The organism is Nonomuraea sp. NPDC049269, assembly GCF_043197155.1.
Lineage (GTDB): Bacteria > Actinomycetota > Actinomycetes > Streptosporangiales > Streptosporangiaceae > Nonomuraea.
Genome location: NZ_JBICSO010000011.1, coordinates 274,116 through 293,642, shown reverse-complemented (window position 1 = coordinate 293,642; position 19,527 = coordinate 274,116). Strand labels below are relative to the sequence as shown.

General features: G+C 69.6%; 19 protein-coding genes. 5 read left to right on the top strand and 14 right to left on the bottom strand.

Features of this window, described 5'->3' with window-relative positions; translation table 11 throughout:
* Positions 1-47: 47 nt before the first annotated feature.
* Together ACGFNP_RS50735 and ACGFNP_RS50730 are read left to right on the top strand one after the other, a co-directional pair.
* Positions 48-377: a hypothetical protein gene (locus ACGFNP_RS50735; RefSeq protein ID WP_393330568.1), complete on the top strand. Its 330-nt coding sequence runs from the start codon at positions 48-50 to the stop codon at positions 375-377.
* Positions 378-442: 65 nt separating this feature from the next.
* On the top strand, positions 443-727 hold the full coding sequence (locus ACGFNP_RS50730; protein ID WP_358320078.1) for a hypothetical protein: 285 nt from the start codon (positions 443-445) through the stop codon (positions 725-727).
* A gap of 41 nt (positions 728-768) precedes the next feature.
* On the opposite strand, the gene ACGFNP_RS50725 is transcribed toward ACGFNP_RS50730, so the two are convergent.
* Positions 769-4,275 carry a protein kinase gene (locus ACGFNP_RS50725; protein ID WP_393330565.1) on the bottom strand — a complete coding sequence of 1,169 codons (3,507 nt, stop codon included), beginning with the start codon at positions 4,273-4,275 and terminating at the stop codon, positions 769-771.
* 5 nt (positions 4,276-4,280) lie between these two features.
* Between ACGFNP_RS50725 and ACGFNP_RS50720 the strand changes: the two genes are divergently transcribed.
* A complete protein-coding gene (locus tag ACGFNP_RS50720; RefSeq protein WP_393330562.1) occupies positions 4,281-4,433 on the top strand; it encodes a hypothetical protein in 153 nt (50 codons plus the stop codon).
* Between the two features lie 228 nt (positions 4,434-4,661).
* On the opposite strand, the gene ACGFNP_RS50715 is transcribed toward ACGFNP_RS50720, so the two are convergent.
* The 3 genes from ACGFNP_RS50715 to ACGFNP_RS50705 all read right to left on the bottom strand — a co-directional run bounded on the left by ACGFNP_RS50715 (position 4,662) and on the right by ACGFNP_RS50705 (position 7,288).
* Positions 4,662-5,882 carry a hypothetical protein gene (locus tag ACGFNP_RS50715; protein WP_393330560.1) on the bottom strand — a complete coding sequence of 407 codons (1,221 nt, stop codon included), beginning with the start codon at positions 5,880-5,882 and terminating at the stop codon, positions 4,662-4,664.
* An 11-nt stretch (positions 5,883-5,893) separates the two neighbouring features.
* Positions 5,894-6,265, bottom strand: coding sequence for a hypothetical protein (locus ACGFNP_RS50710; protein ID WP_393330558.1), 372 nt, complete (start codon positions 6,263-6,265; stop codon positions 5,894-5,896).
* Positions 6,266-6,427: 162 nt separating this feature from the next.
* Positions 6,428-7,288, bottom strand: coding sequence for an NAD(P)H-binding protein (locus ACGFNP_RS50705; RefSeq protein ID WP_358320091.1), 861 nt, complete (start codon positions 7,286-7,288; stop codon positions 6,428-6,430).
* A 78-nt stretch (positions 7,289-7,366) separates the two neighbouring features.
* Here ACGFNP_RS50705 and ACGFNP_RS50700 point away from each other — a divergent pair, with 78 nt between their 5' ends.
* Positions 7,367-7,732, top strand: a complete 366-nt coding sequence (locus tag ACGFNP_RS50700) for a winged helix-turn-helix transcriptional regulator (protein ID WP_393330555.1) — start codon at positions 7,367-7,369, stop codon at positions 7,730-7,732.
* Between the two features lie 130 nt (positions 7,733-7,862).
* Here the strand turns inward: ACGFNP_RS50700 and ACGFNP_RS50695 are convergent, their stop codons facing one another.
* From ACGFNP_RS50695 to ACGFNP_RS50655, 9 genes are all read right to left on the bottom strand, one after another.
* Positions 7,863-8,129, bottom strand: coding sequence for an inositol monophosphatase family protein (locus ACGFNP_RS50695; RefSeq protein WP_393331175.1), 267 nt, complete (start codon positions 8,127-8,129; stop codon positions 7,863-7,865).
* A gap of 36 nt (positions 8,130-8,165) precedes the next feature.
* A complete protein-coding gene (locus tag ACGFNP_RS50690; protein ID WP_393330553.1) occupies positions 8,166-9,386 on the bottom strand; it encodes a VWA domain-containing protein in 1,221 nt (406 codons plus the stop codon).
* Entirely contained in the window at positions 9,376-10,419 is a 1,044-nt protein-coding gene (locus ACGFNP_RS50685) for an SRPBCC family protein (protein ID WP_393330550.1), read from the bottom strand. Before ACGFNP_RS50685 ends, ACGFNP_RS50690 begins: the two co-directional genes overlap by 11 nt.
* Positions 10,416-11,375 (bottom strand): AAA family ATPase, encoded by a 960-nt coding sequence (locus tag ACGFNP_RS50680; RefSeq protein WP_393330547.1) that lies wholly within the window; start codon positions 11,373-11,375, stop codon positions 10,416-10,418. Before ACGFNP_RS50680 ends, ACGFNP_RS50685 begins: the two co-directional genes overlap by 4 nt.
* A 4-nt stretch (positions 11,376-11,379) precedes the next feature.
* Positions 11,380-12,348: an XdhC family protein gene (locus tag ACGFNP_RS50675; RefSeq protein WP_393330545.1), complete on the bottom strand. Its 969-nt coding sequence runs from the start codon at positions 12,346-12,348 to the stop codon at positions 11,380-11,382.
* A gap of 14 nt (positions 12,349-12,362) precedes the next feature.
* A complete protein-coding gene (locus ACGFNP_RS50670; RefSeq protein WP_358320116.1) occupies positions 12,363-14,753 on the bottom strand; it encodes an aerobic carbon-monoxide dehydrogenase large subunit in 2,391 nt (796 codons plus the stop codon).
* Positions 14,750-15,235 (bottom strand): (2Fe-2S)-binding protein, encoded by a 486-nt coding sequence (locus ACGFNP_RS50665; protein ID WP_393330542.1) that lies wholly within the window; start codon positions 15,233-15,235, stop codon positions 14,750-14,752. Before ACGFNP_RS50665 ends, ACGFNP_RS50670 begins: the two co-directional genes overlap by 4 nt.
* Before the next feature lies 1 nt (position 15,236).
* On the bottom strand, positions 15,237-16,112 hold the full coding sequence (locus tag ACGFNP_RS50660) for a xanthine dehydrogenase family protein subunit M (protein WP_358320119.1): 876 nt from the start codon (positions 16,110-16,112) through the stop codon (positions 15,237-15,239).
* 79 nt (positions 16,113-16,191) lie between these two features.
* Entirely contained in the window at positions 16,192-17,343 is a 1,152-nt protein-coding gene (locus tag ACGFNP_RS50655) for an alginate lyase family protein (RefSeq protein WP_393330539.1), read from the bottom strand.
* Between the two features lie 86 nt (positions 17,344-17,429).
* On the opposite strand from ACGFNP_RS50655, the gene ACGFNP_RS50650 reads away from it, so the two are divergent.
* A complete protein-coding gene (locus ACGFNP_RS50650) occupies positions 17,430-18,185 on the top strand; it encodes an alpha/beta hydrolase (RefSeq protein ID WP_393330536.1) in 756 nt (251 codons plus the stop codon).
* Between the two features lie 43 nt (positions 18,186-18,228).
* Here ACGFNP_RS50650 and ACGFNP_RS50645 read toward each other — a convergent pair whose 3' ends face one another.
* Complete coding sequence (locus ACGFNP_RS50645) at positions 18,229-19,509, bottom strand: ATP-binding protein (RefSeq protein WP_393330533.1); 1,281 nt, start codon at positions 19,507-19,509, stop codon at positions 18,229-18,231.
* Between the last annotated feature and the right edge of the window lie 18 nt (positions 19,510-19,527).

Below are 19,527 nucleotides of genomic sequence, written 5' to 3'. Positions count from 1 at the left end.
CGGATTCTCAACATATCCTCAACACCTGTAGGCCTACATTTCCGGACATGAGATCCGTAGGAAAGATCGCCACACTGGCTGTGGCGGCCGCGCTCACCTCCGGCGTTCTGGTCCCCTCAGCCCACGCCGCCAGCGCCACCGAAGGCGCCAACCAGGCCTCGGCCGCTCTGTGGCCCTGCGTCGTCCAGGCGAAGTGGGCGGTCAAGGTGCACAAGCGCAAGAGCCTCAGCTCCGGCTACCGGGTGGCCAAGAAGGGCACCAAGTTCCACGGCTACTGCTGGGACAACAAGCCCGTCTGGAAGTGGACCGAAGTCTGGAACCTGAACGGCGGGGGACACGGGTACGTCTGGCACACCGGGCTCAAGATGGTCCGCTAGGCCGAATCGCGTACACACGCGTTGATCACGACAAGAGCAACGACCGTGGGCGGTGGAAGAAGCAGATGATCAATAGCTCTGAATCAGGCAGTCGCACGGCCGCACCTGCTCTGGAGGATCACCTGGCGGAATGGTCGCTGCAGACCGGGATCACGGTGGAGATATGGGCTCTGCCGAATCAGCCGCTTCCCGCCCTCATCACCGAGATCGTCCATGGCGCGATCCGTGACGTTCCGCAGGAGGTGGAACGGCAGGCACAGGCCCGTACCGTCTCCATTGCCCTCACCGTGCCTCCCGGCGGGCTGCGCTTGACCGTCAGGGATGACGGTCTCGGTACGGTTCTCGGCTAGTTTTGGGCTGGTTGCCCCGGTATGCCTCGAGGCCCTACTAGCTAGGGGCACATCGTGAACGGTTCGATGTCAGGCAGGTGGCGGGACCATTCACCGGCGGTGAGCGTACGACCGGCGCGCACGCACAGGGTCGCGGCCACGTGCCGCTCGTCCACGTCGTACACACGGATCGTGCCGTCGGGGGCGGCGGTGTGGAGTTTCGTGCCGTCCGCAGAGAATGCCACCCATCCGCCGTCGGCGCCGTCCGCCGCCTGCTTGCCGTCGAAGACGAGGCCCAGCGGTCGCCGGCTCGGCACGTCCCAGAGACGTACGCGCAAGCCCTTCTCGTACGTCGCGATCGTGCGCCCATCAGGCGACCAGGCCAGCATGGTGACCTCGCTGCCCGGCACCGCGGGGAACTCGGCGATTCTGGTCCTGACGTCGCCGTCCCACAGAGTGAGCCTGCCGGGCCCGGAGAAGGCCACCTGCCGGCCGTCCGGGCTGAAGGCGAAGGCGCCGGCTAGCTGCCCGGTGCCCTGTTCGGGAGGCCGGGTGGCGCCCTTCGCCGGATCGATGAGCTGGAGCGGGTTTCCGGTCACGAGCAGCCGTCCGTCGGGGCGGAAGGCGAGGTCCTTCGCGCCCGTCCCGGTCTCCGCTCGTCGAGATCCGCGTTCGAGGTCCCACAGTTCGACGCGACCGTGCTCCCCATAGCGCGACACGGCCAGCGTGCGTCCGTCCGGACTGAACGCCAGCGCCTGGGCGCCCTGCTCGACGCCGCCCCCCAGCTTGAGCCGGGCCGACACCTTGTACCCGGTCAGATCCACGATGCGGACCGTGTCGTCGGCGGCCAGGGCGAGCCGGCGGCCGTCGGGACTGAAGGCGGTCGCGCCGCCACCGCCCGACCGGCTGATCAGTTTCATCAAAGCGCGGCCCGTCGCCGTGTCCCTGGCCTCTATCCGGTCCTCCCAGATCGCGGCCAGCACGCGCGTGGAAGGGGCCAGCCGTACGTTCCCGCTCTCGCTGCCGCCGCCGATCGGCGGGTCGAACACCATCGAGACGTCCTCGGTGTGGACGGCGCCATGTTCGTCCAGATAGCGGACGGCCCGGCCGGCGAGGTCGAAGCGGAGCCCGCCGACGAAGGCGGGCATGGCCTGGCTGTACACCGTGTCATACATGGCCTGGCCGTGCACCGGGTCATAGGTGAAGCGCCGCTCCAAGGTCAGCCGCTCCCGGTCGCCCCAGTGGGCGATGAAAGCGTCGCCGAAGACGAAACCGGCCTCCGAGCCCACTCCGCCCCCCGGGCCCGCCCCGCCCTCCTCGCCCATCACCTCCTCACCGGACGGCACCTCGAACAGACGGATCCTGCTCGTCTCTTTCGAATTCACAAGCTCCGTGGTCATCATCATCTTGCCGTCGTCGCTGAAGGTGGTCTGGTTGATGACGCCCTTGTCCTGCTCGGGCGGGATCGGCGTCATCTTGCTCCGGCGCAGGTCCCACAACTCCGCGTCATGGCCCTTCACCACGTAACCGAAGCGGCCGTCCCGGCTGATCGCGTTGAGCGCGGCTCCCGAGGGAGCGGTGAGCTGCTTACGCTTGGCGACGTCCCACCATTCGGGCAGGGCTTTCGCTCCCCAGGGGATGGCGAGGTGGCGCCCGGAGCTGTCGAAGCTCAGTGTGCCGCCGCCCGATTGCCTGCCTTGACGGGCGATGGGAGCGCCGAGCGGTCTTCCGGTGCGCGTGTCCCACAGCCGTACCCCCTCGTGGTCGAGGAGGGCCAGGGTGTGCCCGTCGGGGGCGAGCGCGGCTTGGGACACCTCCGCGCTCACCCCGGACAGCACGCCGATCCGCCGCTGGCCGGTGACGTCCCAGATCCTGGCTGTCCCGCCGTCCACGGACACGAGCACGCGGCCGTCCTGACTGAGGTTCTGCACGGTCGCGGCCGTGTAGTCGGGGTCGAGGAAGACGGAGGTCGTGGTCTGAGAGAGCGATTCGTAGAGCGCGCCGCGGGTCTCGGGCAGCTCCGGGCTCAGCCGCCAGCCGGCCACGCTCAGCAGCTTCGCGACCTGAGGATCGCTCTGCCGCAGGTCGGCGGCTCGCAGCGCGAGCTCCCGCGCCAGCGCGTCGTCGCGCTGGCGGCTCGACTCCCTGCGCAGGTACTCCGCGGTGCCGAGCCCGCCGAGCGCGACCACGAGCAGTACGGCCAGGGTCGCCGCGACCAGACGGCGTCTCCTCGCCCTCGTACGGGCCAGGCTCACCGCCTCGTCGAGGAACTCGCGTTCGCGCCGTCCCAGCGTGAGGTCCTTGTGCGCGGTGGCGGCCCACTGCAGCGTCCGGTCGAGTGCCGAGCCGTGCAGCAGGTCGACCGGTCTTCTACCGTGCTCATTCCACAGCGCGGCCGCCTCGGCGAGCCGCCGGTGGACGGGCAGCCCTTCGCGGTTGCCCGCCACCCAGTCGCGCAGCCGGGGCCAGGCGTGCAGGAGGCCGGGCTTGGCCAGTTCGTATGTGGCACCGGACCGCGTGACCAGGCCCGCGGCGCCGAACAGGGTGAGCATCGCGTCCACGGCCTGCGAATCCGGCAGCTCGTCCCTGCCGACGGGCCGGAGTTCGTCGCCGTCGGTCATCCGCAGGAACACCTCGGGCACGGTCGCCCGCTCGGCCTCGGTCAGCTCGCCGTAGAGCTCTTCCGCGATCGCGCCCAGGTCGGGCTCGGGCCGTCCGGTCAGGGCACCCGCCTGCGTAAGGCCGCGTTCGAGCAGGTCGTCGCCGCGGCGGAGCGGCGCCTCGCCGCCATGGCCCAGCAGCCGCAGCAGCAGCTCCCCGGCGGCCGGCCGCTCCGTGGGATCCCGGGCAAGCGCTGCGGCCACGAACGCATCCAGGGGTTCAGGCAGGCCGCACACATCCGGCTCGAACTCCATCACCCGCCCGATGACGGCGGCCGGATCCCCCGCCTCAATCACGTCCTTGCCCCGGGCCGCGAACAGCACCACCATCGCCCACGCCCACAGGTCGGCCGCCTCGCTCGCGCCCCGCCCCGAGAACACCTCCGGCGGCATGTATCCGGGCGTGCCCATGATCGGCCCGCTCGTCGTCGGCCCCACCTCACGGGCCACCCCGAAATCGATCACGCGCGGCCCGTCCGGCCCCATGATGATGTTGTCCGGCTTGAGATCGCGATGCACAATCCCGCCCTGGTGGATGGCGGTCAGCGCGGTCGCCACCCCGATCGCCAGCCGACGCAGCGCGTCCTTCTGGTACGACCCCGACTCCGCCACCACCCGCCTCAGGCTCGGCCCTGGCACGAACTCGCTGACGATGTACAGAGGCGCCGAATCGACCTGTGCCTCGATCACCTTGGCGGTGCAGAACGAGGCCACCCGCTGGGCCGCTGCCGCCTCCTTCGCGAGTCTGGCGCGTGATTCGGCGCTGTCGTACCTGGGGACCTTGATCGCGACCCGCTCTCCCGCCTCCCCGTAGCCCTCGTAGACGACGCCCTGGCCGCCCGCGCCCAGCCGGGTGGCCAGCCAGTAACGACCCAAACGCCGCGGGTCGGTCGGGGTGAGAGGAACCATTGGCGGTGCCATTTCGGGAAACTCCGGATGGGCTGAAGGTCAAGGACATCTGCCGGATGCTGAACACCGGCGTGGAGCCCAAGTACGCCGAGAGCGTACGCGCTCAGAAGTTCTGCCGGACTTGTTCGCAGCACGTGGGGCAGGGCGGTGTCTCCTGACCAGCGGTCATGCGGCGATGAAATGGTCCCGGACATTCGTGTTGAGGCGGGCCGCGCCAGCCTGAGCCGGGCACGGGCGAGGGCCACCCCCACACAACCATGCTCGTGGTCGAATGGCCGTCGAACCATGTGGCGATGACGGCAAATAGTTCGCTCACGGGCTGCTCCTGCTCACGATCGGGCAGATGATCATCCTTGATCCGGAGTCCCTGCCGGAGGCGCGCTCTTTCAGCGCCACTCGATGAATGCGGCAGTGTCGCCGAGCGTGGAGAACTCCCCGGTCCGCTCGACCTTCTGGGGCGTGGATCCCGGCTTGGTGTCGCAGAGGTAGTAATTTTTCGCGGCCCCCTTCTCGGAGAGAAACGCGAATCTCTGACCGTCGGGGGAGATCACCATGGCGTGGTTGTTGTAGTCGTTGCTGGGGACTATGGGCGCCCCAGGCTTCGCCCCCGAGGCGATGTCGAGCGCGGCGAACCTGCCGTCCGTGCTACACAACACCGTGTCGTTGTCGAGCCAGCCGCCGCTGCCGCAAGAGATGTCTCTGCCCTTTTCCACGAGGTCCGGGCCCACCGCTTGGCCCTCCGCCGGGACGTCCAGAACGCGACCTTCCGCCAGGAGGCGTTCGCCGTCCGGCGAGAGGAAGGCGCTGCTGGCCAGTACCGCCCTGCTCGGCGTTCTCCCCACCATGATGAGGTTGGTTTCGCCGACGATCCCGATCTCCAACTGGTCGACCACCTTGTGGTCCCCAGCAAGCGCTCGGCTCGCGATGCGGTTCTTGGTTGAGTAATACCCGCTGTCGGACGCCTCGTATGTGAACCAGACCGCGCTCCCGTCCCGTGAGAAGGCCGCGTTGTGCTCGTGCGGAGTGTTGCCGAAGCCCTCGTTCCCGGTCAGATCGGTGAACTTGCCCGCACGGTCGACGTACCCCACATGAGCCGCCTCGGTCTGCGGGTCCTCGGTGACCACGGCCATCTTCGTGAAGTCCTGGTCGAAGAGCGATCGGATGGCGGTCACATCCCCGGCATCAGCCGGCAGCTCATCCGGCTCGCACAGTTGCCTCACGGCGGTGTTCGGCGTGGCCCTGTCGGACTCGACAATCGCCGTATCCGGCAGCTGGAACTCCGCATGCGCCAGGTGCTTCCAGCTTTGCGGGTTCCAGCCATCGACGCTGATGACTCCGCCGCTGCCGTTCCCCGGTGAGCAGACAGCCGTAATGATCATGTTCTGCTGGGTGAAGTCTCCACTGGTGGCAGTCTCCGAAGATCTCTGACCGGCGTCTTCGCCCGGTCCGCGCTCTTCGCCGGCCGAGGAACAGGCAACGAGGCTTGCTGCCAAGACCAGCGAGAGAAGGGTCGCCGTTGTGTTGCCGCGAGCCCAAGCATTCCTGGTCCGGGGATGAGCAGACTCGCCGCCAGGATGAAGCTGATGGTCCTGCTTCTTGATTCTCACGAGGGGTTCTTCTATGTGTGATCGCGATCGGCGTTCGGCCTGCACGTCTCGTAGTTCGAGTGACGGATGGAACCGAAGTTGTCGACCGACATCCACCCGTACTTCCCCGTCCCCTTCACTCGGCCATGGACCCAGAGGTTGCCGCGCCCGTTCCGCACCCAGCAGTGAAAGTAGATGACCCGGCCCTTGCCGAGCCTGGTCACGTTCCCGCACCGGTCCGCGTAGGGCCCCTCCTTGAGGTTGTAGGAGCCCTTCATCACGCCGTAGCCGCCGTCCAGATTGGAGATGGAGGCGTCGTACGCGTAGCACGGAGACGGGGTGGCCGACGCGGCCGGCCCGTTCACGAGTGTCGCTGCCATGATCGCGCCGGTCGCAACCAGCATTCCTACCGCCTTGGTCCCGAATCGCATGGTCCCCCTTTGTCCTGTTGACCAACTGGCGCTCCGCATGGTGCGCCGGGCGGTGTTGAGAACTTGTTGAGGATTTGTTGAGGGGGCGGAGAACAGGCCAGCCCACGCGCACCTCAGCGATCAGGTCGCGCAGAACTACCCGGTCCGCTCTGAGGCGGCGAAGTAGTCGGCGATCGGGGTGGGCTTGCGGCCGGTGAGGTGTTCGACCGCGTGTGTGGTCACGTCGAACCAGCCGTCACGCTTGTACGTCCCCAGGCCCGTCCATCCCTGAACGTACATCTCGGGGAGCCCATGGCCGGACAGCGTCGCGGCCAGGTCGGTGTCCGAGACCTGTTCGCAGCGGACCGGGCGGCCGGTGACCTGGGCGAGCGCGTCGGCCACGTCCGCGTCCGTGACCGCCTCCGGGCCGGTGACCTCGAGGAGTTGCCCCTCGCAGCCGCCCTCGGCCAGCACGGCCGCGGCGACGGCGGCGCTGTCGTCGCGGGTGATGTGTCCCACCCGGCCGTCCCCCGAATTGCTGGGCAGCACCCCGGTGGCGACGGCGATGGCGGGCAGGCCGACGAGGTTCCACATCTCCGGCCACTGGTTGAACCGCAGCGCCGTGAACGTCAACCCTGATTCGGCCAGCAGCCGCTCGGTCTCCCCGTGGTTCTGGATGAGCGCCTGGGGCTGGCCCGGCTCGCCCGCCCTGGCGAACGATGTGTAAATCACCTGGCCTACCCCCGCCTTGACCGCCGCCTCGATGGCGTTGACGTGCCCGCGAGGCGCCCCGGTGAGCGAGCCCATGCTGATCATCAGCAGCCGCTCCGCGCCCTCCAGCGCACCGGGCAGGCTGGCCGGATCGTCGAAGTCGGCGTACCGGGTGGCCACCCCGAGATCGGCGACGGCATCAGGGGTACGGGACAACGCCACGACTCGGGCGGCGTCCACCCGCTGGAGCAGGTGCCCGACGGTGAGGCGTCCGAGCTGCCCGGACGCTCCGCTGACCACGATCACGATAAATCCCCCTTGGAGGTCGATGTGCGTACCCTGATCTTTGGCCAACTGGCGAAAGGTCCGAAAGAAGGCACATTCATGTCCCCTGCAACCATCACGGTCCCCGTCACGGTGGCTGAGCACGAGAACTGCCCCGCGACCAGCGTGCTGCGCCGGGTGGGTGACAAGTGGAGCGTCGTGATCCTGTCGATCCTGGAGCGCGGCGCGCACGGCTTCAACGAGCTGGACAGGTCCGTGGAGGGGCTCAGCCGCCGCATGCTCACCCGTACGCTGCGCGCCCTCGAAGAGGACGGTCTGATCAGCCGCACGGTCCATCCGAGAGTCCCGCCGCGTGTCGACTACGCGCTCACCGACCTGGGCCGCTCCTTCTTGGGGCCGGTACGCGCCTTGGGCCTCTGGGCCGTCGCACACCAGTCCGACCTCGAAGCCACCCACAGCAGGTAGAGCCCGCCGCGGGCTCGGGACTCGTGCCCGTGACCGAACTGGTCGCAGGTCCGCCAGCGGCGGATGAAGGGTACTCAGGCACGTGCGCGCACCACTCCGCGCGAGCATGGTGCGGGGCGCATCGGCATGCTCATCCGGTGAGGGTCATGGCGGAGAGAATCTCTCGGGCTAGGGGCAGACTGGAGGCGGCGACAAACTTGCGTCGGTGGTCCATGGCTTTCCGGATGTCGTCCATGGTGCCGAACCTGTAGTCCAGCGGAATGGGACGGCCCTGGAGATCGAGGACCACCCCTCCGGCCGCCTGGAGGATGTAGTGGCCTGGGGCGAGATCCCAGGTGGCGAAACCCTTGGCGAACTCGATCATCGCGTCACTGAAACCTGCGGCGACGTGACACAGCCCGATCGAGCCGAAGTCACCCAGGACGGGGCGTCTTCAGGCGCGGGCGAGCTCCGTGAGTACGGTGCGGAGCGAGCCGAAGGTGTCGGCGGGTAGCAGCACGTCGCAGTACGGGAGGGCGGCCGCCATCCCGGCCACGCGTGGTTCGAAGCCGGGGGCGGCGGCTCGGGGGTTCATCCAGATCACTCGGTGCGCTCGGCGGCGCAGCCGGGCCATCGCGGCGCCCAGTTCCTCCGGTGGGTCGGCGTCCCAGCCGTCGGAGCCGACGAGCACGATGGCGCCCCGCACCTTCGCGCCGTGGTGCGAGGCCAGCAGTGCCCGTACGTTGGTCGCGATCCGCGTACCTCCGAACCGGTCGCTCACCCGCTCAGAGGCCAGCTCGATCGCGGCGGTCGCCGAGCGGTGCGCGAGCACCGGCGTCAGCCGGGTCAGCGTCGTCGCGAACGCGAACACCTCCGCGTCCGCCACCACCGCGAGCACCCGCATCAGCTGGAGGTACGCCGACGCCTGGGCCTGCATCGACTGGCTGACATCACAGAGCATGATCACCCGCCGGGGCCGGTCGACGGGCCGCTGCCTGGCCAGCCGGAGCGCTTCCCAGCCGGTGCGGCGAGCACGGGCCAGCGTGGCACGTACCGCGATCGCGCGCCCTCTCGACGACACCGCCAGCCTTCGGCTGCGCCGTACCGGCCAGGCGGCCACGGTCGCCGCGAGCCACGCGCCGAGCAACTCGCACTCCTGGTCGCCGAGCTGCTCGAACGGCACGTCGGCCAGCCCCTCGGCGTCACTCGGCAAGCGCTCCGGCACCGCCGGGCCGTCCGAACCCTCCGCGGTCGCCACCACCGTCGGCAGCGTCATCCAGGGCAGTCCGCCCGGGTCATCGCCGCCGTGGGGAGCGGTCGGTAGGGGTGCGAACGCCTGGTCGGCGGCGCCGTTCGCCAGGCCGAGGGGGCGGCGTCGGGCGTGCGGGTCGAACGCGGGGCCCGTGGCGTGGAACACGGCCGCGAACACCTCGTCGAAGGGCTCGATCTCCGACTGCCGCCGCACCAGGCTGATGCGCGCGGCCCAGTACAGGTCTGGCAGCGAGCTTGGGGGCGCGATCGTGAGGGCGCGGGTGAAGTCCTCGATGCCGGTGAAACCCACGGGCACACCGTGCCGCCTCAGCCGTACGGCCAGCGCCGCGGCAAACGCTGCCCGGTCGACGCCTGCCAGCAAAGTGGCCGTCGTGGCGGGTGACTCGGGCCCGCTACGAGACAACGGCCCAGATGACGATCACGGCCACGATGACCACGACGATCCCGACAACCAGGGGTATCAGGCGCTTGTAGACGGCCCCACCTGCGACGCCCAGGATGTCCAGCGGCGCCGGCTCGACATCGGGCGTGATGGCACGTGAAACCGGCGCCTCCTCGACCGGCCGCTCGTCGGCTTCGGCTCGATCGCCTTGCTCTGCCTCTGTGTCCGGCACGACTGGCTCAGCCGCGGATGTGAGGGTGGAGGCGGAGTCGGAGGTGGGGGTGGGAGTGGGAGTGACGTCAGGTACGGGCGCGGGTTCAGGGGTGGGCGCGGCATCAGAGGCAGGCGCGCCGTCGAAGGCGGACGCCGGCCCGGAGGCGGGCGCGGAAGCGGAGGCGGGTGCTGGCCGGGATGCGGTCGAGGGCCCCGGGCCAGGGGCGGGTGTAGAGGCGGTCGCGGGCGCCGCGTCGGGGGCGGAGGCGGCGGGGGCAGCGGTGTGGTCGGAGGCGAGGTCGGAGAGTGCGGGGTCAGGCGGGGGCGTGAGGTCGGGCGCTGGGGTGGAGTCAGGCGCGGTTGCTGGGGTGGGCTGGGTTGGGGGCGGGGCGGCCGGTTCGGCGGTGAGTTTGGCTTCGAGGCAGTTCACGAACTGGCCCAGCAGCTTGTTGGAGACCTCCTTGATCATGCCGCTGCCGAGCTGCGCCACCTTGCCGGAGATCTTCAGGTCCGTGTCCACCGAGACGACCGTGCGCGGCCCGTCGGCGCGCAGGTGGGCGGTGATGGCCGCTGAGGCGTTGCCCGCGCCGCGCGAGTCGCGGCCCTTGGCGTCGATGACGGCACGGTGGGCGGCGTCGTCCTTCTCCAGGAACCTGACCGTTCCGGCGTACTCGGAGACGACCGGCCCCACCTTCACCCGTACCTTGCCCGAGTAGACGTCGCCCTCCACACCTGTGAGGCGGGCGCCCGGCATGCACGGGGCGATGCCCTCCAGGTCCGTGAGCACTTCCCAGGCCCGTTCGATGGGGACGCTGACCGTGAACTCGTTGTCGATCTTCATACGCCTCTCCTGGAGGTCAGGTCGCAGTCCAGGCGGTCGAGCGCCTCAGTGATGGCGGCGCGGTCGTCCACCGTCTTCGCGATGGTGCTCAGCGTCCGTACGACATCCGCTCTGACCAGCTGCGTCGCACCCAGGGAGGACAGCGCCGAGACCCAGTCGATCGTCTCCGCCATGCCCGGCGCCTTGTCTAGGTCGATGCGGCGTACCTGGCCGACGAAGTCGGTGGCGGAGCGGATCAGTGCCTCGTTCGCGGCGGGGACCGTACGCCGGAGGATCTCCGCCACCCGCTCCGGGGCGGGGAAGTCGATCCAGTGGTACAGGCAGCGCCTGCGTAGCGCGTCGTGCAGGTCGCGGCTGCGGTTGGAGGTCAGGATGACGACCGGGCGGCGTTCGGCGGTGAAGGTGCCAAGCTCGGGGATGGTGATCGCCGCCTCCCCGAGGAACTCGAACAGCAGCGCCTCGAACTCGTCGTCCGCGCGGTCGATCTCGTCGATCAGGAGTACGGGTGGCTGCGGCCCGCGGTGCCTGATGGCCTGGAGGATCGGGCGCTCCTGGAGGAATGCCTCGCTGAACAGGTCGGCGTCGTTCAGCCTGTCGTGGTGGGATTCGGCCAGGCGGATGGCCAGCAGTTGGCGCTGGTAGTTCCACTCGTAGAGGGCTTCGCCGGCGGTCAGGCCCTCATAGCACTGGAGCCTGATCAGCGGGGTGGCCAGGGCGCGGGCCAGGGCCTTGGCGGCCGTGGTCTTGCCGACTCCGGGCTCGCCCTCCAGCAGCAGCGGCTGGCCGAGGCTGATGGCGAAGAACAGCGCCGCCGCCGTACCGTCGTCCACCAGATAGTCGAGCTCGTCGAGACGTCGGCGGATGTCGTCAGCACCGGCGAAAGCGAACGACACATCATGCGCGGGGGCCGCGGGAGGTGCTGTGTGGTCGGGCTGGGGTGCGCCGTTGTCCGCCACGTCCCTACCGCCCGCCCGCCCGGGCGAAGCGGTCGCGGCATCCCGGGCCGCAGAACCACACGTCCTCGCCGTCGGCAACCAGGTGCGGGGTCTCGGCGGACACGGTCACGGTCATCCCGCACACGGGATCGATCGCGACCTCGGGACGCGGACGCTCGGACTCCGTGAGGTCGCCGGTACGGGTACGGATCGGGGCCACGGTCTCGGCGAGGTCTCCGGTGCTGACAGCGGCCACATTCTCCGCCAGGTCGCCGGTGCGGATGGCGGCCACGATCTCGGCGAGGATCGACAGCGCGATCTCCGGTGCCGTACGGGCGCCGATCCTGAGGCCGGCCGGTGAGTGGACCCGGCGGCGCTCGTCGTCGCTCAGCTCCATCTCCGCCAGCACCACCGCCCCGCGCCGATGGCTGGCCACCAGTCCGACATAGCCGACACCGGCGTCCAGCGCAGCCCGGATCGCCTCCTGCTCGCCGCGCCCGTGACTGCACACGACGGCCGCGGTCGCACCGGCTGGACCGAGCGGACCGGCCGCACCAGGCGGGGGCGCCGCGATGCGTACCGTGAACTCCAAAGGCACGGCCAGGGTGGCGAGGGCCGTGGCGATCGGCGAGGAGCCGACCACCCAGAGCACCGGAGGCGGCAGCAGCGGCTGCAGGAAGATCTCCAGCGCGCCCCCGGACAGGCAGGGGTTCACCACGACCTGCGCGCCGGGCGAGTCGGGAAAGCCCTGCTCGCCCTCCGGCAGCACCCGCAGCAGCACCGTCCGCCCGTCCGACAGCGCCCCGAGCGCCGCCGTACGCACGGAGCTCTCGGCGCACTGCCCGCCGACGAACCCCTCGATGGACCCGTCGGGCAGGATGATGGCGTCGTCGCCCGGACTGACCGCCGTGGGCAGCTGCGCCCGGACGACGACCGCGTGGACGAACGGGACGCGCCCGGCGACCAGTTCCTCCATGCGTTTGGTGTGCGGCATGTACGGCTCCGAGGTCAGATCGGCGGCGTGGGCACGCCGCGCATGGCGTCCCACACCCGCGAGGGGGTGAGCGGCATGTCGGCGTGGCGGATGCCGTACGGCTTGAGCGCGTCGACGACCGCGTTGACGATCGCCGGCGGGGAGCCGACGGTGGCCGATTCGCCGACGCCCTTGGCGCCGATCGGGTGGTGCGGTGAGGGGGTCACCGTGAAGCCCGTCTCCCAGTCGGGCACCTCCAGCGAGGTCGGGATGAGGTAGTCCATGAGCGAGCCGCCGAGGCAGTTGCCGTCCTCGTCGAACGCGATCATCTCCATCAGCGCCATGCCGACCCCGTCGGTGAGGCCGCCGTGGACCTGGCCCTCGATGATCATCGGGTTGATCCTGGTGCCGCAGTCGTCCACCGCGATGAACCGCCGCACCTTGACCTGGGCGGTGCCCGGGTCGATGTCGACGACGCAGATGTAGGCGCCGTGCGGGTAGGTGAGGTTCTCGGGGTTGTAGCAGATCTGCGCCTCCAGGCCGCCCTCGATGCCTTCGGGCAGGTCTCCGGCACCGTGCGCGCGGAGCGCGATGTCCTGGATCGTGACGGACTTGGCAGGGTCGCCCTTGACGTGGAAGGCGCCCTTGTCCCAGTCGAGGTCCGCGACCGACACCTCCAGCATGCCGGAGGCGATGATGCGCGCCTTGTCGCGTACCTTCCGGGCGACCAGGGCCGCCGCGGCGCCGGACACCGGGGTCGATCGGCTGCCGTAGGTGCCGAGGCCGAACGGCGTCTGGTCCGTGTCGCCGTGCACCACGTCGATATCGGCGGGCGGGATGCCGATCTCCTCGGCCACGATCTGCGCGAACGTGGTCTCGTGGCCCTGTCCCTGGCTCTGTACCGACAGCCGGACGACCGCCTTGCCCGTCGGGTGGACGCGCAGCTCGCAGCCGTCGGCCATGCCGAGGCCGAGGATGTCCATGTCCTTGCGCGGGCCCGCGCCGACGGCCTCGGTGAAGAAGGAGACGCCGATGCCCATCAGCTCGCCGCGGGCCCGCCGCTCGATCTGCTCCTTGCGCAGCTCGTCGTACCCGGCGATCTCCATCGCCTTGCGCATGGTGGGCTCGTAGTCGCCCGAGTCGTACACCCAGCCGGTCTTGGTCGTGTAGGGGAACTGGTCGGGCTGGATGAAGTTCTTCATCCGCAGCTCGATCGGGTCCATCCCCAGCTCGTACGCCAGGCAGTCGACGATCCGCTCGACCAGGTAGACCGCCTCGGTGATACGGAACGAGCAGGCGTACGCGACCCCGCCCGGCGCCTTGTTCGTGAAGACGGCGGTCATCTTGCAGTAGGCGGCCCGCAGGTCGTAGCTGCCGGTGAACACGCCGAAGAAGCCCGCCGGGTACTTCGTCGGCGCGGCGACGCCGTTGAACGCGCCGTGGTCGGCCAGCACGTTCGTCCGGATGGCCAGGATCTTGCCCTCGCGGGTGGCCGCGATCTCGCCGCGCATGATGTAGTCGCGGGCGAAGCCGGTGCTGGTGAGGTTCTCGGCGCGGTCCTCCATCCACTTCACCGGTTTGCCGGTCACGATCGAGGCGACGATCGAGCAGACGTAACCGGGATAGATCGGGACCTTGCCTCCGAAACCGCCGCCGAGGTCGGGTGAGATGATCCGGATCTTGTGCTCGGGCAGCCCGGCGACCAGCGCGTACAGCGTGCGATGAGCGTGCGGCGCCTGGGTCGTCGACCACAGGGTCAGCCTGCTCTCGACCCGGTCGAAGTCGGCCACGCAGCCGCAGGTCTCCATCGGCGCGGGGTGTACGCGCGGGTAGACGATGTCCTGGCTCACCACGACGTCGGCCGTGTCGAACATCGCGGCCGTCTCCGCCGCGTCACCCGTCTCCCAGTCGAAGCAGTGGTTGTCGGTCTTGCCGTCGAGGTCGTCACGGATGACCGGCGCGCCGGGGTCGAGCGCCTTGCGGGCGTCGATCACCGGGTCGAGCACGTCGTACTCGACGTCGATCAGCTCCAGGGCGTCGCGGGCGGAGTAGCGGTCCTCGGCCACCACGAACGCGACCTCCTGGCCCTGGAACCGGACCTTGTCCGTGGCCAGGACGGCCTGCACGTCGTTGGAGAGCGTGGGCATCCAGGCCAGGCCCTGGGCGGCCAGGTCGGCGCCGGTGACGACCGCCTTGACCTTCGGGTGCGCCTGCGCCGCGCTGACGTCGATGCTCACGATCCGCGCGTGCGCGACGGGAGAGCGCAGGATCGCCAGGTGCAGCATCGACGGCAGTTGCACGTCGTCGACGTAGCGGCCCCGGCCGCGGATGAAGCGCGGGTCCTCCTTGCGGAGCATCCGGCCGTGGCCGAGCGGCTTCTGGTCGTTGTCGACGAATCCGGCGGGCCGGTGTTCGGTGCTGGTCACGAGGTCGCCTCCTGAGCTTCCTGGGCTTCCTGGGCGGCGGCCCAGCGCACCGAGCGGACGATGGTGGCGTAGCCGGTGCACCGGCAGATCTGCCCGGAGATCGCCTCGCGGATCTCGCCCTCGGAGGGGTCGGGGTTGCGGTCGAGCAGCGCCCTGGCCGTCATCATCATCCCGGGGGTGCAGAACCCGCACTGCAGGCCGTGGCACTCCATGAAGCCCTGCTGGACGGGGTCGAGCTTGCCGTCCTGTTCGAGATCCTCGACCGTACGCACCTCGTGGCCGCCGGCCATGGCCGCGAGCACGGTGCACGACTTGACCGGCTCGCCGTCGAGCCAGACGACGCAGGTGCCGCAGTTGCTGGTGTCGCAGCCCCAGTGGGTGCCGGTCAGCGCGAGGTGGTCGCGCAGGAAGTGGATCAGGAGCAGGCGCCCCTCGATCTCCCGGGTGACCTCCTCACCGTTCACGATCATCGATACGCGCACGTCACACCCCTTCTCTGAGCCGGGCGACGGAGCGGCGCAGTGCCCTCCTGGTGAGCTCCTTGGCGAGGTGGCGCTTGTACAGAGCGCTGCCGCGCATGTCCGTGACCGGGTCGCAGTGCTGCGCGGCCAGCTCTCCGGCCTGCTCGTAGACCGCCTCGGAGGGCTCACTGCCGCGCAGGGCGTCGGAGACGGCGGGCATGCCCGTCGTGTTCGGGCCGACCGCGGCGAGCCCGACGCGGGCGTCGGAGATCACGTCGCCGTCCAGCCACACGGCCGCGCCCGCCGACACGATCGCCCAGTCGCCGGCCCGCCGCTCGACCTTCTCGTACGCGCTGGACCCGTTGGGCCGGATCGGTACGCGGATCTCGACCAGCATCTCGGCGTCCTCGACCGCGGTCTCGTACGGACCCCGGTAGAACTCCTCCATGCTCACGACCCGCTCGCCCTCGCGATTGCGGATCACGCAGCTGGCGCCCAGCGTGGTGCAGACCGCCGACAGGTCCTCCGACGGGTCGGCCTGGCAGAGCGAGCCGCCCAACGTGCCCCGGTTGCGGACGACCGGGTCGGCGATGACCCGCTCGGCGTCACCGAAGATCGGAAACGTCGTGGCCAGCTCGGCCGACTCCAGCAGCTCGCGATGCCTGGTCATCGCGCCGATACGGACCTGGCCGGGCTCGACCCTGATGTAGCCGAGCTCGGCGTGCAGGTCGTTGATGTCGATCAGATATTCGGGGGTGGCGAGCCGTAACTTCATCATCGGGAGCAGGCTGTGGCCACCCGCGATGAGCCGTGCCGAGCCGCCGAGCCGTTCCAGCAGCCCGATGGCGTGGTCGACGCTGGTGGCACGCTCGTACTCCAACGGCGCTGGAACCTGCATCCGGACACCCCCTCGCTCGTGGTGGGCCCTCAGCCGACTCCTGCTCGGCGGCGTTGTCAACGCTCACCTAAGGAAAGGCTTAATCGCCCGCGTGGGTGAGGGTCTCCCAGGCGACGAAGAGCTGGTTGGTGCCGGCGGGACGCTGCTGCTCGGTGAGCGTCTGGGTGTTCGTCATCGGGATGCCCTGGCGGTTGTGCAGCTGGTTGAAGCCGACCTCGGTGACCGGGCCGAGGCCCAGGTTCAGGCTGCCGCCGCACAACCAGGAGGGCACGGCCGCGCCGAGCTGGTACTTCGACTGGAAGCCGAGCGCCTGCCTGAGCCGCTCGCCGACCTCCGGGTAGAGGTCCTGGCCCTGGATCCTGGTGGTCTCGGCGACGTGGGAGATGGCCGAGATCCCGTAGCCGGTGTGGGTGAAGTCGCGGCAGGTCTCCTGGGTGAGACCGGTCACGAAGGTCGTCTGCCCCTGCCAGTACTTGACGAGCTCGTCGCGGGTGTCGAGGCCGCTGCCGGGTGCGCCCTTGGGCAGCGCGCCGTCGCTGCTGAGGTAAACGTAGGCCGGCACCCGGCCGCGGAACTTGGTGATCGCCTTGTCATAGCTCGTCCGGTCCTCCAGGAAGACGGAGATGCCGACGGCCGCCTCCATCATGCTCAGCTCCCAGTTGCCGTTGCTGTTGGAGCCGTTGATGACCTTCGGCAGGTAGACGGTGCGCAGCATCGTGGCGAACCGGTCGACGTTCGGCCAGCTCGTGTACGTGTAGCGGATGATCTCGGCGGCCCGTGGCCAGACCGACCCGGCCCAGCCCGTCTGCAGGGGCGCGTTGCTGTTCGTGTGGTCCTTGATCACCGCGGACCAGGCGTCCATGATCTCGATGGCCTTCTGGGCGTACTTGCCGTCCCTGGTGACGTACCAGGCCAGAGCCATCGTGTACGCGGCGAGCGCGTCCTGGCGCTCGTCGGTGCAGCCGTTGTTGGGGTTGGAGTAGGGGCCGCACTCGACGACGGCGCGGGGCTTGGCGGCGCGGGTGAGCGAGGCCAGCGAGTGGCCCATCAGCTGGTCGTAGGCCGACTTCCACGGCTGCGTACCCGCGTTGACCTTGGTACGCATGAAGTCGAGCTGGCCCCGGCCGAGCAGGACTCCGGGGTGGGCGAAGGTCGCTGGGGCGGCGGCAGCGGGCAGCGGTAAGGCCAGGGATGCGACAAGTGCGGCGGTCGCGATGATACGGGGGGTCATGACCGCTCATCCAACGAGCCTGACGAGCCTCGGTCAACCATTTTAGGAAAGTTTCCTAACCTTTCCGGGGAGTAGAGTCCCCAGGCATGATCGACGTTCCCCTCTGGCCGGGGACTCCGCCCGGCCCGGCCACCGCTGAGTCGCCGAGCTTGACCCTGTACGCCGCGGACGGCCCGGCCACGGGCGCGGTGGTGGTGTGTCCCGGCGGCGGTTACGCCAGGCTGGCCGACCACGAGGGCGCGGACATCGCCCGCTGGCTGGTCACGCTGGGCATCGACGCCTACGTGCTCCGATACCGGGTGGCCGGGGACGAGCCGGGGCGCGTGCCGCTGCATCCGGCTCCGCTGTACGACCTGCGCCAGGCGGTGCGCGTCGTCCGGGAGCGGGGGGCCGGGCGGGTCGCCGTCATGGGGTTCTCCGCGGGGGGCCATCTCGCCGCCACCCTCGCCACCTCGAAGGAGGGGGACCGCGCCGATGCCGTCATCCTCGGGTACCCGGTCATCGACCTCACCGGGTCGCGCGTGCACTCCGGGTCTCGCCGGCAACTGCTCGGCCCTGACGGCACCGAGGAGCAGGCGACGGCCCTGTCCGCGCACCTCAACGTGACGGCCGAGACGCCGCCGACGTTCCTCTGGCACACGGCGGCCGATCAAGGGGTCCCGGCTGCCAACAGCCTGCTTTTCGCCGACGCGCTCGGCCGCGTCGGCACGCCGTACGAGCTGCATGTCTTCCCCGAGGGCAGGCACGGGCTCGGGCTCGCCCAGGACGAACCGGCGGCGTCCGCCTGGCCGGGCCTCTGCGCCACCTGGCTCGCCGACCAGGGCTTCGGCCCGCGCCCCTGAGCGATACGGTGATCATCCCGGAACTGGAGAGCCCCCTCGAGGATCAAGCGTAGAGGTCGTCAAGTGTGATCAGGTGCACGTCGCTCCCTGGTTCGGCGCCGAGTCCCCGGGTGAATCCGGCGCCCGAATAACACGTGAGCACCGTGTCACGGGTGTCGTACCCCTTTGCCGTGAGCAGATCGCGCGCGCGCCGGAGCCGGGCCACATGCTCGGCTCCCATGGCCCTGTCCCACTTGACCTCGCCCAGTGAGAGAACCCGTCGCGGGCGTCCGTGATCCGCGGGCGCCAGAACAGCGACATCGACCTGGATCTGCGTGCGGTTGGCGGGATCGGGTACGACACCACTCCCCACCTCACCAGCCGCGGTATCGGCATGCAGGGCGTACTCACGGCAGAGCACCTCGACATGGGGGCCGACGACCTGCGACAGGAAGCGTGCCCTGCTGCCCCGCCACACCGTCGCCGCGTCCCCGCGCTCCAACCGCGCCCACTCCCTGACCATGATCGCCTGATAGAACGTGATGAGCGGTTCAGCCACCCGGTAGTAGCTGCGGTTCGGCCGGAAGAGATCGCGCTCTTTGACCAGGAGATGGCTGTCTTCCAGGACGCGGAGCGGGTGCGCGATCTCGTTGGACTTCCGCCCCACGTAGCCGGCGATTCCCCCTGACGTCGTGTTGCCGTCGGCGACGGCGGCAAGGACGGAGTGGTAGAGCGACGGGTCGCGAATCTCCGTCTCTTCCGCCAACAGGTAGCGGGCCTCCCTGAACAACGGGACCTCGGCGTTCAACACAGATCTGATCACCCAGTCGTCGAAGTCCGCCGGCCCGGCCGGGACATCGCCACGGACGAACTCCTTCCGGTAGGCCGGTGTCCCACCCACCACCGCGTGGACCTGGGCCGCCAGATGGGGGTCGCTGATCCCCCAAAAGCGGGCGGCCTGGCGGTAGTCGAAGGGCCTGATGACCATTTCCAGTCCCGCGCGTCCGCGTAGCGGAGCCGTACCGGACAACAAACCGCCCATCACCGACATCGCTGAACCGCAGAGCAGCACCCTGGCCGTGCTGGCGGCTCCGGAGCCGCCAGGACCCAACTCCCGCTGGATGATCGAGGGAAGCTCTGGGGATGCCTTGACAAGATACGGAAACTCGTCAAAAACGACAGGCGCCGCCCGATCGCGCACGACACTGAAGAGGTAGGGGATGGCGTCGATCCAATCGCGGAAGGCCGGAACAGGCGCGCCGGTGAATCGGATCAGTTCGTCCGCGAAGAGGCGCAACGCCACCGCCTCCGTCACCTCGAGCGCGGGGAAGTAGATGCCGCCCATGCTGCTCGCCAAGGCCTG

Bases quoted from the DNA above. Each gene is read 5' to 3' on its own strand.
- ACGFNP_RS50735 (WP_393330568.1), top strand. From the start codon at position 48: ATGAGATCCGTAGGAAAGATCGCCACACTGGCTGTGGCGGCCGCGCTC.
- ACGFNP_RS50685 (WP_393330550.1), bottom strand. From the start codon at position 10,419: ATGAAGATCGACAACGAGTTCACGGTCAGCGTCCCCATCGAACGGGCC.
- ACGFNP_RS50645 (WP_393330533.1), bottom strand. From the start codon at position 19,509: ATGGGCGGCATCTACTTCCCCGCGCTCGAGGTGACGGAGGCGGTGGCG.
- ACGFNP_RS50650 (WP_393330536.1), top strand. From the start codon at position 17,430: ATGATCGACGTTCCCCTCTGGCCGGGGACTCCGCCCGGCCCGGCCACC.
- ACGFNP_RS50710 (WP_393330558.1), bottom strand. From the start codon at position 6,265: ATGCTGGTTGCGACCGGCGCGATCATGGCAGCGACACTCGTGAACGGG.
- ACGFNP_RS50725 (WP_393330565.1), bottom strand. From the start codon at position 4,275: ATGGTTCCTCTCACCCCGACCGACCCGCGGCGTTTGGGTCGTTACTGG.
- ACGFNP_RS50675 (WP_393330545.1), bottom strand. From the start codon at position 12,348: ATGCCGCACACCAAACGCATGGAGGAACTGGTCGCCGGGCGCGTCCCG.
- ACGFNP_RS50700 (WP_393330555.1), top strand. From the start codon at position 7,367: ATGTCCCCTGCAACCATCACGGTCCCCGTCACGGTGGCTGAGCACGAG.
- ACGFNP_RS50655 (WP_393330539.1), bottom strand. From the start codon at position 17,343: ATGACCCCCCGTATCATCGCGACCGCCGCACTTGTCGCATCCCTGGCC.
- ACGFNP_RS50660 (WP_358320119.1), bottom strand. From the start codon at position 16,112: ATGCAGGTTCCAGCGCCGTTGGAGTACGAGCGTGCCACCAGCGTCGAC.
- ACGFNP_RS50730 (WP_358320078.1), top strand. From the start codon at position 443: ATGATCAATAGCTCTGAATCAGGCAGTCGCACGGCCGCACCTGCTCTG.